16 protein-coding genes and 1 pseudogene are annotated in these 14,380 nt (G+C 71.0%); 8 read left to right on the forward strand and 9 right to left on the reverse strand.

What is annotated here, in order from left to right; all coding sequences use genetic code 11:
- Positions 1–213: 213 nt before the first annotated feature.
- Positions 214–561, forward strand: a complete 348-nt coding sequence (locus tag ACVMYR_RS00730; protein WP_457120856.1) for a DDE-type integrase/transposase/recombinase — start codon at positions 214–216, stop codon at positions 559–561.
- 112 nt (positions 562–673) lie between these two features.
- Here the strand turns inward: ACVMYR_RS00730 and ACVMYR_RS00735 are convergent, their stop codons facing one another.
- Positions 674–1,384, reverse strand: a complete 711-nt coding sequence (locus tag ACVMYR_RS00735) for a hypothetical protein (protein WP_457120857.1) — start codon at positions 1,382–1,384, stop codon at positions 674–676.
- A 225-nt stretch (positions 1,385–1,609) separates the two neighbouring features.
- Between ACVMYR_RS00735 and ACVMYR_RS00740 the strand changes: the two genes are divergently transcribed.
- The 3 genes from ACVMYR_RS00740 (at position 1,610) to ACVMYR_RS00750 (ending at position 4,665) form a co-directional block, all read left to right on the forward strand.
- A complete protein-coding gene (locus ACVMYR_RS00740) occupies positions 1,610–2,416 on the forward strand; it encodes an SAM-dependent methyltransferase (RefSeq protein WP_077935920.1) in 807 nt (268 codons plus the stop codon).
- On the forward strand, positions 2,413–4,266 hold the full coding sequence (locus ACVMYR_RS00745; RefSeq protein WP_457120858.1) for a putative bifunctional diguanylate cyclase/phosphodiesterase: 1,854 nt from the start codon (positions 2,413–2,415) through the stop codon (positions 4,264–4,266). The genes ACVMYR_RS00740 and ACVMYR_RS00745 overlap by 4 nt, the downstream gene beginning before the upstream one ends.
- A gap of 135 nt (positions 4,267–4,401) precedes the next feature.
- Positions 4,402–4,665: a hypothetical protein gene (locus tag ACVMYR_RS00750; RefSeq protein WP_457120859.1), complete on the forward strand. Its 264-nt coding sequence runs from the start codon at positions 4,402–4,404 to the stop codon at positions 4,663–4,665.
- Between the two features lie 253 nt (positions 4,666–4,918).
- Here ACVMYR_RS00750 and ACVMYR_RS00755 read toward each other — a convergent pair whose 3' ends face one another.
- Complete coding sequence (locus ACVMYR_RS00755; RefSeq protein WP_457120860.1) at positions 4,919–5,494, reverse strand: TetR/AcrR family transcriptional regulator; 576 nt, start codon at positions 5,492–5,494, stop codon at positions 4,919–4,921.
- A 101-nt stretch (positions 5,495–5,595) separates the two neighbouring features.
- Here ACVMYR_RS00755 and ACVMYR_RS00760 point away from each other — a divergent pair, with 101 nt between their 5' ends.
- The 4 genes from ACVMYR_RS00760 to ACVMYR_RS00775 all read left to right on the forward strand — a co-directional run bounded on the left by ACVMYR_RS00760 (position 5,596) and on the right by ACVMYR_RS00775 (position 8,440).
- Complete coding sequence (locus ACVMYR_RS00760) at positions 5,596–6,474, forward strand: aldo/keto reductase (protein WP_457120861.1); 879 nt, start codon at positions 5,596–5,598, stop codon at positions 6,472–6,474.
- 156 nt (positions 6,475–6,630) lie between these two features.
- A complete protein-coding gene (locus tag ACVMYR_RS00765; RefSeq protein WP_457120862.1) occupies positions 6,631–7,488 on the forward strand; it encodes an MBL fold metallo-hydrolase in 858 nt (285 codons plus the stop codon).
- Between the two features lie 2 nt (positions 7,489–7,490).
- Positions 7,491–8,003 carry a MarR family winged helix-turn-helix transcriptional regulator gene (locus ACVMYR_RS00770; protein WP_457120863.1) on the forward strand — a complete coding sequence of 171 codons (513 nt, stop codon included), beginning with the start codon at positions 7,491–7,493 and terminating at the stop codon, positions 8,001–8,003.
- A complete protein-coding gene (locus ACVMYR_RS00775) occupies positions 8,000–8,440 on the forward strand; it encodes a carboxymuconolactone decarboxylase family protein (RefSeq protein WP_457120864.1) in 441 nt (146 codons plus the stop codon). The genes ACVMYR_RS00770 and ACVMYR_RS00775 overlap by 4 nt, the downstream gene beginning before the upstream one ends.
- Positions 8,441–8,781: 341 nt before the next feature.
- On the opposite strand, the pseudogene ACVMYR_RS00780 reads toward ACVMYR_RS00775, so the two are convergent.
- From ACVMYR_RS00780 to ACVMYR_RS00810, 7 genes and pseudogenes are all read right to left on the reverse strand, one after another.
- A pseudogene (locus ACVMYR_RS00780) lies at positions 8,782–8,964 on the reverse strand (DUF6244 family protein); the annotation flags it as partial.
- A gap of 11 nt (positions 8,965–8,975) precedes the next feature.
- A complete protein-coding gene (locus ACVMYR_RS00785; protein ID WP_077935914.1) occupies positions 8,976–9,242 on the reverse strand; it encodes a hypothetical protein in 267 nt (88 codons plus the stop codon).
- Between the two features lie 5 nt (positions 9,243–9,247).
- Entirely contained in the window at positions 9,248–9,889 is a 642-nt protein-coding gene (locus tag ACVMYR_RS00790) for a superoxide dismutase (RefSeq protein ID WP_256092083.1), read from the reverse strand.
- Between the two features lie 312 nt (positions 9,890–10,201).
- The gene (locus tag ACVMYR_RS00795) at positions 10,202–11,359 is read right to left on the reverse strand and encodes an acyl-CoA dehydrogenase family protein (RefSeq protein ID WP_457120865.1); all 1,158 of its coding nucleotides are present in this window, start codon (positions 11,357–11,359) and stop codon (positions 10,202–10,204) included.
- Complete coding sequence (locus ACVMYR_RS00800) at positions 11,356–12,537, reverse strand: MFS transporter (RefSeq protein ID WP_096761567.1); 1,182 nt, start codon at positions 12,535–12,537, stop codon at positions 11,356–11,358. Before ACVMYR_RS00800 ends, ACVMYR_RS00795 begins: the two co-directional genes overlap by 4 nt.
- Positions 12,534–13,271 carry a class I SAM-dependent methyltransferase gene (locus ACVMYR_RS00805; protein WP_457120866.1) on the reverse strand — a complete coding sequence of 246 codons (738 nt, stop codon included), beginning with the start codon at positions 13,269–13,271 and terminating at the stop codon, positions 12,534–12,536. The genes ACVMYR_RS00800 and ACVMYR_RS00805 overlap by 4 nt, the downstream gene beginning before the upstream one ends.
- A gap of 67 nt (positions 13,272–13,338) precedes the next feature.
- Complete coding sequence (locus ACVMYR_RS00810) at positions 13,339–14,349, reverse strand: enolase C-terminal domain-like protein (RefSeq protein ID WP_457120867.1); 1,011 nt, start codon at positions 14,347–14,349, stop codon at positions 13,339–13,341.
- Between the last annotated feature and the right edge of the window lie 31 nt (positions 14,350–14,380).

Genomic DNA, 14,380 nt, shown 5'->3' on the forward strand with positions numbered 1-14,380 from the left:
AACCCCCATCTCCACGCGGATTCCAGTTACGGACAGCGATTCTGCGCGCACCCCCGGGCCTTGCCGCAAGCCCCCGGTTGCGGTATATGTTAGTTATGGCAGGGGGATGCGACTCCTTGCCGTTTTTGTTGCGCTTCTCCTTGCCGCGGCTTCCCCTGTCGCCAGGACGGGCCCTGCGATGCTCATGGGCGGGACAGTGCGCGGCACCGGCTGGTGTTCAAGCCGAACGCGTTATGGGTCACCGACATCACCCAGCAACGCACCCAGGCCGGCTGGGTGTACTGCGGGGTCGTGCTGGACGCGTTTGCCCGCCGGGTCGTGGGCTGGTCGATCGCCGACCACTGTGCTCCGAGCTGGTCATCGACGCCCTGGACATGGCACAACCCGCCCAACACCAGCCCTCGGCCAGCTGAGCACCGTGCCAACGAGAACCGTCCCAGTCGATGCAGGAGGGCACGTCGGAGTCCTTCGCGTCAGGTCACGGAACACCTCCACGGTGTCGAGTCCCGGGCCCGGCGTCGTACCCCGGGAGCAGGCGTCCGGCCACCGCGTCCGCGGTAGCCGGGCGGGCGGCCGTACCGCCGGGACAGGACGTCGTCCGACCGGACGTGGCGTGCCGTCGTGTCGGTACGCGACGACACCGCGGTGGCGGCCCGGGCGGTCCCCGGCGCTGTCAGAGCAGTCTCGCGAGTCGCTTCTTCTTCCTGTTTTCCCGGACGATCCAGGCCACGTCGCGGTCGTCGACGGCCGTCAGCGCCTGGAAGCGCGGCAGGCCGGCCGCCGGATCGGCGGCCACCGCGACACTCCAGCAGTAGCCCAACGCCTGGCGCAGCGCGCGGACGCCGTCGTCACGCCGCTGTTCGGCCGAGAGGCCGGCCAGTCCCGTGGTCGCCCGTTCGCACAGCGCGACGGCGCGGGCGGCGGCGTCCGGGGCGGTCAGCAGGCGCGGTTCGCACACGCCCGCGACCACCGCCCGCCGGAGCAACGGGTGCGGGCGCGCGGCCCAGGCCGTCGCGAGTTCGAGCAGGCGCGGCAGGTCGGCGTCGCCGAGCCGCTGCAACGCCAGGGCCACCGCCTCGCGCACCCGCCAACGGGCGTCGGTGGCGTGGTCGCGTAAGCGCGCCTCGACGTCCGCGCGTGTCCGTGCGTCCGTGGCGGTGGCCAACAGCCGGCCGAGCCCGAGCACCCCGCAGAACACCAGGTACTCGTCGTCCGTGGAGATCAACCGATCGAACGAGGTCAGCTCGCCCTCGTCGGCGACGGCTTCGGCGAGTGCGATGTTGGCGCGTGGACCAGGCAGCCCCGAGTGCTCCCGGAGGAAGTCCGGCCAGCGCGCCGGATCGAACCCGCGCAGCTCGGCCCGGTACTGATCACGCCGGCCCACCACCGCAGCGTACCCCGCGTGACGTCCACGCCGGGTCGGTCCGGCCGGATCCCGGGGCGGTCCGGTCCCCGCGTGCCGGCACCGTGGCGTCGCGCAGTGGTTCGGCGCGGCGATCCCAGGCCGGGCGGCGGGCGGGCGGCGTGATGTCGGCGCGATCAAACGAATCGGTAAACTCCGATTACAGTGGCGGCGGCCACGTGAACGTGGTGGTGAGGAAGGGCGGCGATGGAACGGCCGGAGTGGGCGCCAGCAGATGTTGATCTGAGTCGGCCGAGCGTGGCGCGAGCCTACGACTACTGGCTCGGCGGCTCGCACAACTTCGAGGTCGACCGGGAGTTCGCCCGCCAGGCATTGGCGGCGGTGCCGGACCTCCGCCTGGTCGCGCGGGCTAACCGCGAGTTCCTGCACCGCGCGGTGCGGTTCATGCTCGACGAAGGGATTCGGCAGTTCCTGGACATCGGGTCGGGCATCCCGACGGTGGGCAACGTGCACGAGATCGCCCAGGAGGTGGATCCGGACACCCGGGTGGTCTATGTGGACATCGATCCGGTGGCGGTGACGCACAGCACGCACATCCTCGCCGGCCAGCCGAACGCGATCGCGCTGCTCGAAGACCTGCGCCACCCGGAGGCCATCCTGGGCCACCCGGAGGTCCGCCGGCTGCTGGATCTCGACCGGCCGGTCGGCCTGCTGCTCGTCTCGGTCGTGCACGCCGTCCCCGACCACGACGACCCGTACGGGCTGATCAAGCGGCTGTGGACGGCGCTGGCCCCGGGGAGTTGCGTGGCGATCAGCCACGTCACCACCGACAGCCGGCCGGACGAGATGGGCGAGGGCACCCGGCTCAGCGGCCGGACGAACACGCCGGTCACCGCCCGCACCCGCGCCGAGGTGGAGGACTTCTTCGCCGGCCTGGAACTGGTGGAACCCGGCGTGGTGTGGTCCCCTCTGTGGCGTCCCGAGTCGCGGACGGATGTCGGGGAGCACCCGGAGCGGATGAGTTTCTACGTCGGAGTCGGACGCCGCGGGTGAGCGGTCGGTCCGCCGCCGACGGCCTCGACGACGGGCGTCGCCCCGGCGTCGGGGAGTTCGTCACGGCGTGGGCTGGGGCCCTGCACCGGGCCCACTACGTGCCGATCAGCGCCGGGCGGCGGCGTCGCATCGTGACCGGGCTGGCGGACCGTCTGGTCAGCGCGGTCCTCGCCGATTCGGCCGAGCCCGGCGACGGCCGGCGGATCGGCGAGGATCTGGTGGCGGTCGGCTTCGGGTCGCCGGAAGCGCTCGGTGGGACAATCGCGGTCATCGGCTCGCGGTTCCTCGGTGAGCTGGGCCTCGCCGCCGACCCCACCCGCGCCGCCCGGCTGAACGGCCTCTTGGCCGAACTCGCGGCGGGCTTCGCGGCGGCCGCGCACGACCGCAGCCTGAGAGCCCAGGACACGGTCCGGCTGGCCGCGTTGGCCGCCCGCAACCAGGCCGAGGAGGCGCTCAGGGTCAGCGAGGCCAGGTTCCGCCGCTTCGCCACCCACGACCAGTTGACCGGGCTGCCCAACCTGACGTTGTTCACCGAGCGGTTGGGCCGGCTGTCCGCCGCCGACGAGCCGATCGACCGGGTCGGTGTCTGCTGCCTCGACGTCGACGACTTCGCGGCGGTCAACGACGTGCTTGGGCATCAGGTGGGCGACCTGCTGCTCCGCGAGATCGCCGGTCGGCTCGGCGCGCTCACCGACCGGCGGATCGAGTTGGTGGCGCGGCTGGACAGCGACCGGTTCGCGATCCTGGTCCGCGACACCACCTGCGCCGAGGACACCGTCAAGATCGCCGATCAGGCGCTCGCCGCGCTCGCCGCCCCGTTCCGCGTCGACGGCACCGAGGTGCCCCTGACGGCGAGCGCGGGAGTGGCCGAGGGCGCCGTCGCCGACGGCGCCGCCGCGGCCCTGATGCGCGCCAGCGAGATCGCGCTGCACTGGGCCAAGGCGGACGGGAAGGCCACCCTGCGCCAGTTCGACCAGGATCGCAGCACCGCCGACGCCGCGCGTTACCGCCTGTCGGCGGCCATGCCGGCGGCGCTGCGCCGGGGCGAGTTCGTCGCCGCCTACCAGCCCATCGCCGCCCTGCGGTCCGGACGGCTGGCTGGGGTGGAAGCCCTGGCCCGCTGGCAGCATCCCCAGCTCGGCCTGCTGAGCGCCGCCCGGTTCATCGAGCTCGCCGAACGCACCGGCGTCGTGGTGGCGCTCGGCGGGCAGCTGCTGGAGCAGGCGTGTCGACAGGCCAGCCGTTGGCAGCGGATCCAACCCGGCCTGTACGTGAGCGTGAACGTGTCGGTGCGCCAGCTCCGCCAGAACGGCCTGGCCGGGGCGGTGGCGCAGATCCTCGACCGGACGGGGCTGCCGCCGCACCTGCTCCAGCTCGAAGTCACCGAGCAGGCCGTGATCGATCTGACCGGCGTGGTGACGGAGACCCTGGCGGCGCTCATGAAAATCGGGGTCCGGATCGTCATCGACGACTTCGGCATCGGCTATGCGAACCTGGCCAATCTCCGCTCCCTCCCCCTGCACGGCCTCAAACTCGACGCGAGCCTGACCCGTTCGTCGGCGCAGCCGGCCAGGCGGCCGGGGGCCCGCCGCCCCGGCACGGACGACGAGTTCCTCAGCACCGTCGTGTCGCTCGGGCACAAGCTCGGCCTCGTCGTGACCGCGGAGGGCATCGAGACCGCCCAGCAGGCCGACCGGCTGGCCGCGACCGGGTGCGACAACGGGCAGGGCTGGCACTTCGGCCGCCCGGTGCCGCCCGACGAGATCACCACCGGCATCGTGGCTCAGCAGCACCGCGACGCCGTGCCACCCGACACCGGGCTGCCGGCGTCTCCGGTCCAGCGGCGCTGACGCCGCTGGCGGAGCCCGGTTTCGCGCGCCCCTCGACAGGTGTTCGCAGCGCGTCTCCGCGTCGAGTCGCCAACCTGACAGCCGGCACTGAGCACAGGCACGATCATCGACCCGCCGAACGGAAGGAGCACCGACGTGCCCGCCTCAATCAAGCGCATCCGAGACAACTGGAAGGTGCAGTCCACCAAGAAGGACAAGGGATTGACCCTCACCGTGACTGTCACCGCCTACGACAACGGCATGGTCGAGGTCGACGGCGTGCCCATCAACGCCGCACCCGCCTACGACCAAGGGCACGGATGGCTGGTGGCCGCCGAGACGGTGGTGGCGACCCTCGTCGAGTTCCGCAAGGACGCGGTCAAGCGCCAGAAGGACAAGAGCAAGGGCACGCCCGACTGACGTTCGCCCCGAGCCGTCCGCCGACGTGACCACAGCGCTGCGCCGCTACTCGCCATGCCCGAGGCCGCGTCGGCGGCCGGCGGACTCGCCGATCGGGTCAGGCTGCTGCTACGGCAGGCGTCCGCCGGCCCGGACCGGCGGTGTTTCCCTGCGCGCTCTCAGCCCTGCCGTCGCCGCCGCGGCAGCGCGCGGATCGCATCGCGGCGGAAGAGTGCGTCGCCTCTTCAGGCAGGTAGGCCATGGGGTAGACCCTTCAGGAGGGGTCGCGGGCGAGTAGGCCGTCGACGAGGAGTTGCAGCATCCGGCTGGCCTGGTCGATGTCGGCGGCGGTCAGCATGATGCCGGCCATGCTGGCGGACACGTCGGCCGGTTGGACGTCGGCACGCAGGCTGCCGTCGGTTCGGCCGGCGTCGAGGATGGTGGCGATGGCGCCGTCGAGGTGTTCGCGGGTCTGGCCGGAGTTGATCGCACCGCTGGCGATCACCGCGCGTAGGGCTTCGGCCATGCCGTGTTTGGTGGCGACGAAGTCCTGGTAGCAGCGCATCCATTCGCGCATGGCATCGGCTGGCGGGTGGTCGGCCACCAGTTGCGCGGCGACGGCGCAGAGGTGGGTGAGTTCGCTGCGGTAGACCTCCTCGACCAAGGCTTCCCGGGACGGGAAGTTCCGGTAGAGCGTGCCGACGCCGACTCCCGCCTCGCGGGCGATGGTCTCGATCTTGACAGGGGCCGGACCGGTGGTGAGGGCGCGCTTGGCGGCCTCGATGATGCGCTGCCGGTTGCGCTGGGCGTCCCTGCGCGCGCCGGGGCGTCGCTCGATCTCGGAAACCATGATCACCTCATAAGCGGAATCGCTTCCGCTTCTGCTAGGGTCGAGCTGAGACAAGCGGAACCGGTTCCACTTGCGGTCATCGTATCTGGAGGTCCACCACCATGACCACATCGCAGGTGTACGCGCACGGAAAGCTGGGCGATCACGAGGTCCTGCGGGTCGGCTTCGGCGCCATGCAGCTGGAACACGCCGACCCCGCGGATGCCGTCACGGTGCTGCGCCGCGCGGTCGAGCTTGGCGTCGATCACATCGACACGGCCCAGTTCTACGGCACAGTCAACGAACTGATCAGGACCGCTCTGCATCCGTACGCCGACAGCCTGCGGATCGTCACCAAGGTCGGCGCGGTGTCCCACCCGACCGAGCGACTGGTCGCCGCCCAGCAGCCGGCGCAGCTACGGGCGTCGGTCGAGGAGAACCTGCGCACCCTCGGCACCGAACACCTCGCCGTGGTCAACCTTCGCCGGGCCGACGCGCCGCCGGGCATCACCGTCACCGGCGACCAGGTGGTCGACCTGGACAGCCAGCTCGCCGAGCTGATCGCCCTACGCGACGAGGGGAAGATCGGCGGCATCGGCCTGAGCCACGTCAACCTCGCACAACTGCGGCAGGCCCTTCCGGCCGGCATCGTCTGCGTGCAGAACCTGTACAACGTCCTCACCCGAGGCCAGGAGGACGTGCTGACCGAATGCGCCGAACAGGGCATCGCCTGGGTGCCGTACTGCCCGCTCGGATCGGCCTTCGACTGGCTGCCCAGCGTTACCGACGACCCGGTGGTCATCGCGCACGCCCGACGCCTCGGCATCACCCCGGCCCAGGCCGGGCTGGCGTGGCTGCTCGGGCACAGCCGGGCCACACTGCTGATCCCCGGCACCCGCAACCTCGCGCACCTGGCCGACAACATCGCGGTCGCCCGGATCGGGCTGGACCAGGAAGCGACGACGGCCTTCGACGCGCTGGCCCAGGACACGACCGCCTGAGCGGAGAGCGGGAGCACGCACACCCAGCCCTGAGGTGGTCGCCGGCGGCGCCGAGGCGCCAGGAGGGCGTCCACCAACGAGACGCAGGACGAAGGCCGAATACTCTTGACTCGGATATTCTTGACTCGGAGGTTCTCGGGTCGTACGGTTCCGGGTATGGTCATTTCACCTTCCGCGTACTGGACAGGCCGGCTGCCCGAGGCGGCTCCGCCGGCGGACATGGCGCTGCACCGTCTGCCCACCGGCACCTATACGACGCGAGCGGTGTTCGCCGTGACCGGAGGGTCGGTACGGGACACGCGGGATTTCGCGGCCACCGCCGTGCTCATCTCCCACCCGAAGGGCGACCTGCTCATCGACGCCGGGTTCGGCGAGCACGTGGCGGAGCACATCACGATGCTGGCGCGCATGGAGCGTGCTCCCTACCAGCTCGGCCGGACCGCGGCGCAGCAGCTCGATGCGGCCGGCTATGACCGGTCCCGGCTCCTGGGCGTGCTCGTCACGCACGTGCACTGGGATCACGTCAGCGGCCTGGACTCCCTGCGGGTGCCGGTGTGGATCAACGAGGCCGAAATCCGCTACGGCGCCGACGACTCGCACGGCAGGGTGTTCCGCGCGGTGTCGCAAGGCCTGGAGATCCGGGAGTACGCCTTCGACGGCCCGGAGTATCTCGGCTTTCCGGCGAGCTTCGACCTCTACGGAGACGGCTCGGTGGTCGTGGCCCTCGCCGCAGGGCACACCTCGGGTTCCGTCGTCGTGTTCGTCACGCTGCCCACCGGGAAGCGTTATGCGTTCATCGGCGACCTCACCTGGCAGATGGACGGCATCTCCCGTGGTGCGCAACGCCCGTGGTTGATGCGCCGCGTCGCCGATGTCGACGCCAGGACCGTCCGGGTCGGCCTGCAGCACAGCATCGCCCTCAGCCGCGTGTTGCAGGTCGTTCCGGCCCACGATGTCGCCGCCTACGACAGCATCCCGCTCCTGCCGTCCCGGTTCCCGAGCGTGACACTGTGACCATGCCTGCCGCACCCGCCCCGGGCCGCCCCGAGCCGACGACCGACGACGACGCACCGCAGCGCCCCACTCTGGGACCGGGGCCCGACTCCGAGCTCACGTGGCTGCTCCACCGGGCCGCCCAGCGGATGCACGCACTCGTCGGCGCGGAAGCAGAACGCCACGGCCTGTCGCTGCGCGACCACATCGTCCTCAGCGCTCTGCACAAGACCGCCGATCTCACCCAGGTCGAACTTGGGCAAGCCCTCGGCATGGACAAGACGACTCTCACTGCGGAGATCGACCGGCTCGAGCGCATGGAACTCGTCTCACGGCGCGTCAACCCACGAGACCGGCGGGCCCGCATCATCGCCATCACCCCGAAGGGCGATGCGGCGCGCGCGGCGATCGCGGCCGGAGCCGAAGCTCGCGAGGCCGACGCGGTCCGGCCCATCCCGGCGGCCGAGGTCACACAGCTGCGACGGGCCCTCTACCTCATCATCGGCTCAGCCGAAGACCCGGGATCGTGCATATGAACGCTTCCGACAACGTGGCCGACCGCATCACCGCCGGCCGCGCCGTGTACGCCCGCAACCTCGGCGTCCCCGAGGACGAAGCCGAGAGCATGCTCGCGGCGCGAGCCGGCGCACAGTACGCCCGGGAGGCCTTCCTCGCGGCCGGCGGACCCGGATGGTCCGGAACGGAACTGACCGACCGCGACCGCAGCGTCGCCGTCATCGCCGCCCTCGTCGGCCAACACGTCGCCGATGCCCGGCTGATCACCTACCTGAACGCCGCACGCGCCGCCGGCGTCACCGAAGAGGGCCTGGCCGAGTTGATGGTGCTGCTGACCGCCTACCTCGGCCAGCCGGCGACATCGGTCGCCATGGCCACCGTCCTGAGCACGGCGCCGCTTGCTGTCCGACCCGGAGCCTCGCCCTCATGGATCAGCGACCCCACTGACCCGGCCTGACCTACAAGATCAGACCGGAAACAGCTCATCAGATGAAGCTGAGGGCAAGCCCTGGTCGAGGGCTCCGGTGTGAAGTTCTGCTTGGTCGCTGAACCAACTACCGGAGACCGCTACCAGTAGCGACTACCGCCACGCCGTCAACCGCGCCAAACAGGCCCACTACCAGCGAAGACACCGAATCCACCAGCTACGGCTGGAGTATTAGGCGGCGGCGCGGGGAGGCTACCCGCCCGGCAGTGGCGAGGTTGGTGTGGACGGCCGGATGTTCGGGGCCGCGGGTTCCCGGACAGGCCGAAGGAGTCCTCGCAGACTGCGACCATGCCGGTGACCGCCAGCCCTCGTCAGTTTCCCGACGACCCCAACTGCCGCGCCTGCGCGACCGCCGCTTCGACGGCCTGCCGGGCGCTGGTGGTACACGCGACGACCAGCACCAGAACCTGCTTGATACCGTCCAGGGCCTGCAGCAACGGACCGGGCTGCCCGCCCTGCAGGACCATGGCGACCATGGGTCGCCGAGGTGAAACCGCCCGCCCGGTCATGCTGTAGCCGGCGGGTTCCCTGCACTGGCGGCCACGAGCAGGGACAGTTCGCGGACCAGATCGTCCATGGCTTGGCCACTCTGGGCGCGGACCAGTCCGAGTGCGAGGTCGGCCAGCAGGTAGAAGCCGAGGGTGCGGGCCTGCTCGCTGGGGAACGCGGCGAGCAGTTCCTCGGCGCCGACGAGGTCACCGCGGTGCTTGGCCGCGATGACTCCGGCGGCGCGTTGGAGCAGCTCCGCTGCCGTGGGGGTGGCTTCACTCACCCGGGTCAGACCTTCGGACTCGTGGCGCGGGCGGCGTCGAAGCGGGCGATCACGTCCGACCAGTTGACCAGGTTCCACAGCCGGTCGACGTAGTCGGGGCGCACATTCTTGTACTGCAGGTAGTAGGCGTGCTCCCAGGCGTCGAAGACCAGCAGCGGCGTGGAGCCCTGGCCGACGTTGCCGTGGTGGTCGTAGACCTGCTCGACGATGAGTCGCTGCCCGAGCGGCTCCCAGGCCAGCACACCCCAGCCGGAGCCCTGCACGCTCTTGGTCGCCGCGGACAGTTGCCCGGCGAACGCGTCGAAGGAACCGAAGTGCTCGTCGATCGCCGCCGCCAGTTCGCCATCGGGCCGGTCGCCGCCGTCCGGGGACAGGTTGCCCCAGAAGATGGTGTGCAGCACGTGGCCGGACAGGTTGAACGCGAACGTCTTCTCCAGCCCGACCAGGGTGCCGAAGTCACCCTTGGCGCGGGCCTCGGCGAGCTGTTCGAGGCCGTCGTTGGCACCCTTGACGTACGCGGCGTGGTGCTTGCTGTGGTGCAGCTCAAGGATCTGTCCGGACATGGCCGGCTCCAGCGCACCGTAGTCGTAGGGCATGTCGGGCAGGGTGTAGACCGCCATCAGGATCCCCTCCAGTAATACTGCCATAGCTTCGCTGTTGCCACTATCTTGCAACAAGACGGCGGCTGTCGTGGGGAGCGGGGGCACCCTCGTGCGTTTCTTGCAACACAAGGTCGATCACCTTCACGGCCTCGCCCAGTAGCGCTCGGTGGCGAATCGGCTCGGGACGGATCATCAGGGTTTACATCTGTTCGTGATGACCTCGATGTGGGACACCACGGCTTCCTCGTCCTCGACGCCCACGCGGAACATATCGATGACCAGGTCTGGACGCCCCGCGCCGACACGGCTCCGCACCGCGATCTGCTCTGGCGGGCCGCAGCCGGATGCCGGGGGCGGTCAGCTGTATGCCGTCATGCGTGGATACCGCCCGGTGAGGAGGTGGTCGCCGAGTTCCTGGGCCTTGTATGCGACGGGATCGTGCAGGGTGAGCGTGCGGGCGTCGCGCCAGAACCGGTCGAGGCCGGTGGCGCGGGCCGTTGCGCGCGCGCCGGTGAACTCGAAGATCCGGCTCGTCGCCTCCGTGGCCAGTCGGCTGGAAACGACCTTCGCGGCGGAGACGGTCAGTGCCGCCCGGCCGCGTTCGGTCGGGGTCAGGGCAGGGCCGCAGGTGTCGGCCTCGGTGAGGGCGCGGGTCGCCTGGTCGGCCAGGAGACGGGCCGCATCCAGGGTCGCGGCGAGCTCTCCGTAGCCCGCGAGCACGTGCGGGTCGTCGACGGCCCGCACGACTCCGCTCGCGGGCCAGGGGCGCGAACGATCGCGGGTGTATCTGGCGGCCTCGTCGATCGCGCCGGCAGTGATGCCGACGAGGACCTGCGCGAGGACTGCCTGGAAGGCCAGCGACACCAGGGACAGGCGTAGGTGGCGAGGGCTGGACTCGTCTTCGGCTGCCGGGAAGGTGCCCAGCACGTCGCCCTGGCTGACCCGGACGTCGTCGAAGGCGACGCTGCCGCTCGCCGTCAGGCGTTGGCCCAGGTTGTCCCAGTCCGGAGGGTGCGAGAGGCCGCCACCAGCGCGGTGCATGACGACGACGAGGCGGGCCGTGTGGTCCTCGCGGATCGCGCTGACAAGCAGGCGGTCGGCGACGGCGCAGCCGGTGGCGAACGCGCCGCGGCCCGAGACGCGGAGCCCGTCGCTGGTCGTGGTGGCCGTGATGGTGTCGCGTGGGTTGCTGACCGCGGCTACGAACACCCGGCCGGTGGCGGCCTCCTGGCGTAGCGAGGTCGCCAGCTCGGCGTTGTCGTAGAGCGTGGCCCGCCACAGGTGCAGGTAGTGGTAGCCGAGGAGGTGACCGATCGAGGCGTCGACGGCCGCCACGATCCGGGTCACGGCGTGTGTGGTGGGGTGGTCGTCGGGGTCGAGGGCGAGTAGGCCGCTGTCGCGCAGCAGGTCGATCTCGGCGTGCGGGGGCTGGTTGGCGTGGTCCCGCTCGACGGCGTCCGCGCGGAGCCGCTCGGCGACGGTGTGGGCGGTGGTGATCGCTTCTGCCGGGTTCATGACACCCCTGTCGGTTCGGGTGCGGGGCGGCGGAGCATCCGGTCCGCGAGGATCACGACCGGTGGCAGCAGCAGGCACTGGGCGGCGATGGCCAGCCAGAAGCCGGCGAGGTTCCCGGCGGACTCGAACAGCTGGTAGAGGCCCCCGCCCGCGAGGCCGCTGAGGAACGCGCCGCCGCCTTCGGCGAGCCGCTGCTGGCCGAAGACGACCGTGGGAGATCTGTCGGTGCGGGCGAGCGCTTCGAGGGTGTTCTTGAGGAAGAGCACGGAGTTGCCCGCGCCGATGGCGAGGACGCCGGCGGCGATCGCGATCTCGTTGCCTCCGGTGAAGGCGAGCATGCCGACGGCCAGGCCACCGAAGCCGAGGGCCATCGCGTGCGGGTACCGCATCCGCTCGACCCGCTGGGAGATCAGCGGCTGGATCACGGCCAGGATCAGCGAGTACGCCATCATGGCCGCCCCGTAGAACACGGCCAGCACCCGGCCCTCGGCGTACGACGACAGGTACTGGTAGAAGTGCATGTGCAGGTAGAGGGTCAGGGCGGTCACGGCGAACGGCAGCACCGCGATTCCGTGCAGAGCGCGGCGCAGCGGCTCGACCACCTCGTGGTCGGCTCGCCGTTCCCGGGGCAGGAGGGCGTGCCCGATCGTCATCGCCAGGTGCAGCACGGTGGCGACGGCGAACATCACGGTCGGGTCGTGGATGAACAGCGCGCCCGCCACCGGCCCGAGGGCGATGCCGACGTTGCCCGTGGCATAGCTCGCGGAGACCAGCCGTGGCCGCTCGTCCGGGGTCGCGCCGAGCACGGTGTAGCCCCGCACGCTGGGCGAGTAGACCGCCGAGGCCGCCGAGCGCAGGAACAGCGCGGCGATCGTCAGCGCCGGCCAGGCGCCGCCGGCGAGGAAGCCCAGCGAGCCGAGCGTCTGCAGCACCATCGCGGCGAGCAGGCACCGTTGGAGGCCGAGTCGCTCGGCGAGGGCCGCGCCCGGCAGCCCGCCGGCGAACTGCACGAACGTGGCGAGCCCGAGGATGACACCCACCTGGTCCATGCCCAGGTTCATCCGGTCGCGGAGCAGGACCGCCAGGTACGGGTACACCGAGAAGTTGATCAGGTTGACGAGGAACCCGCTGCCGAGCAGCGCGAGTTGCACCCGGGTGAACCGGCGGATGCCGGTCACGCCTTGGTTCCCCGGACGATCAGCCTGGTGGCCGCGCCGTCGTACGGTCCGCCGGCGAAGTCGCCGAAGCACTCGACCTTTTCGAACCCGGCCTGCGCGACCATGTCCGTCAGCTCCGCTGCGCTGTAGACCCAGCAGGTGAGCGAGGTGTGCTCGGCGCGGTCGCCGCGGACCAGCGTCCAGTCGGTGCGGTACCGGGTCCAGTCGTCGAGGATCGTGTCGCGCATGACCACCATGCCGCCGGGCACGTCGACGATCTTCGGCGGCCCCACCCAGGAGGCGTAGATCTCCTTGCTCAGCAGGTCGACGATCAGCGTCCCCCCGGGCACCAGGCAGCGGTACGCGTTGCGCAGGACCTGGAGGTTGTCGTCGTGCTCGTCGAAATACCCGAAGGACGTGTACATGTTCACCACGACGTCGAACGCGTCCGGCGACACGTACTCGCGCACGTCCGCGCGGACGAACGACGGCCCGGACCCGGTACCGGCCGCCTCGGCTTCGGCGCGGTCGAGCAGCTCGCGGTGGATGTCCACGCCGGTCACCCGGTGGCCCTGACGCGCCAGCGGCACCGCGAAGAAGCCGACGCCACAGCCCTGGTCGAGCACGCGGCTTCCGGGCGGGAACGCCAACAGCGGCGAGGTGGCCACCAGCTCGGCGGCGTGCCGGGCCCGTTCGGCGGAGAAGAGCACGTCCGAGAAGCCGGACCACAGGGACAGATCCTCGTACCAGCTCACCGTGGCCTCCCATCGCGCGGCGCCCCGCGTCCTGTCGACATGTCGTATCGATGACCGGGAAAGTTCCTCACGACGGCACGACGCCCAGTCCGGGTGCGTCGCCCAGGACGATCCGGCCGCCTTCGAGACCGAGGCCCCGGAAGGGTGGTTCCCGCAGGTACAGGTGGCCGTCGAGGTCGATGTGGTCGGCCAGCGGTGCGAGCTGCGCGGCCTGGCTGATGGCCAGCTCCGACTCGCACATGCAGCTGATCATGGTGCCGAGCCCGGCCCGCCGGCCGGCCTGCATCACCCGCCGGGCGCCGCGGATCCCGCCGGCCTTGCACAGCTTCACGACGAAACCGTCGGCGTACGACCGGGCGGCCTGGACGCTCGCCTCGTCGGTGCAGCCCTCGTCGAGGAAGACCGGCAGCCGGTCGGGCACCTCCCGGTAGCGGTGGTAGTCGTCGACCGCGGTCACCGGGAACGGCTGCTCGATCAGTTGGATGCCGAGCCGCCGCAGGTGGGGGGTGAGCGCGCGGGCCGTGTCGAGGTCCCACGCCTCGTTGGCGTCGATGCGGACCGGCAGCGGGGTGACCGCCCGGATCGCTTCGAGGGATGCGATGTCGCCGGGGCCGCCGACCTTCACCTTGAAGGCGCCCACCGCCGGCGCGTTGCGGACCGCGTTCGCCGCCGCTTCGGGTCCTGCCATGGAGATCGTGTAGACGGTCGGTCCGAGCGTTCGGGCCGCGCCGGACAGCTTCCAGGTCGGCTGCCCGGCGGTTTTGCCGATCCAGTCGTGCACGGCGCCGTCGAGTGCCATCCGGGCACCTGCGGGCGCGTCCCACCGACCGATCCGGTCGAGGACGCCCTCCGGGTCCCGCAGGTCCCGTCCGAGCACCGCCGCCGCGTCGGCGTCGATTGCCGCCACGACGTCGTCGGCGGTGACGCCGTCGTACCCGGTCGGTGTGCCTTCGCCGTAGGCGGTGATCCCGTCGTGCGTCAGGGTGACCATGCAGGTCCCGACGGAGTCGATCTCGCCCCGGGAGCTGCGCACCACCTCGATGAGCCGCAGTGTCTCGCGGCGGACGGACAGTTCCATGGGCGAGTCCTCCCGATTGTGCGGCTTGCCG

This window comes from Micromonospora sp. PTRAS2, assembly GCF_054052245.1.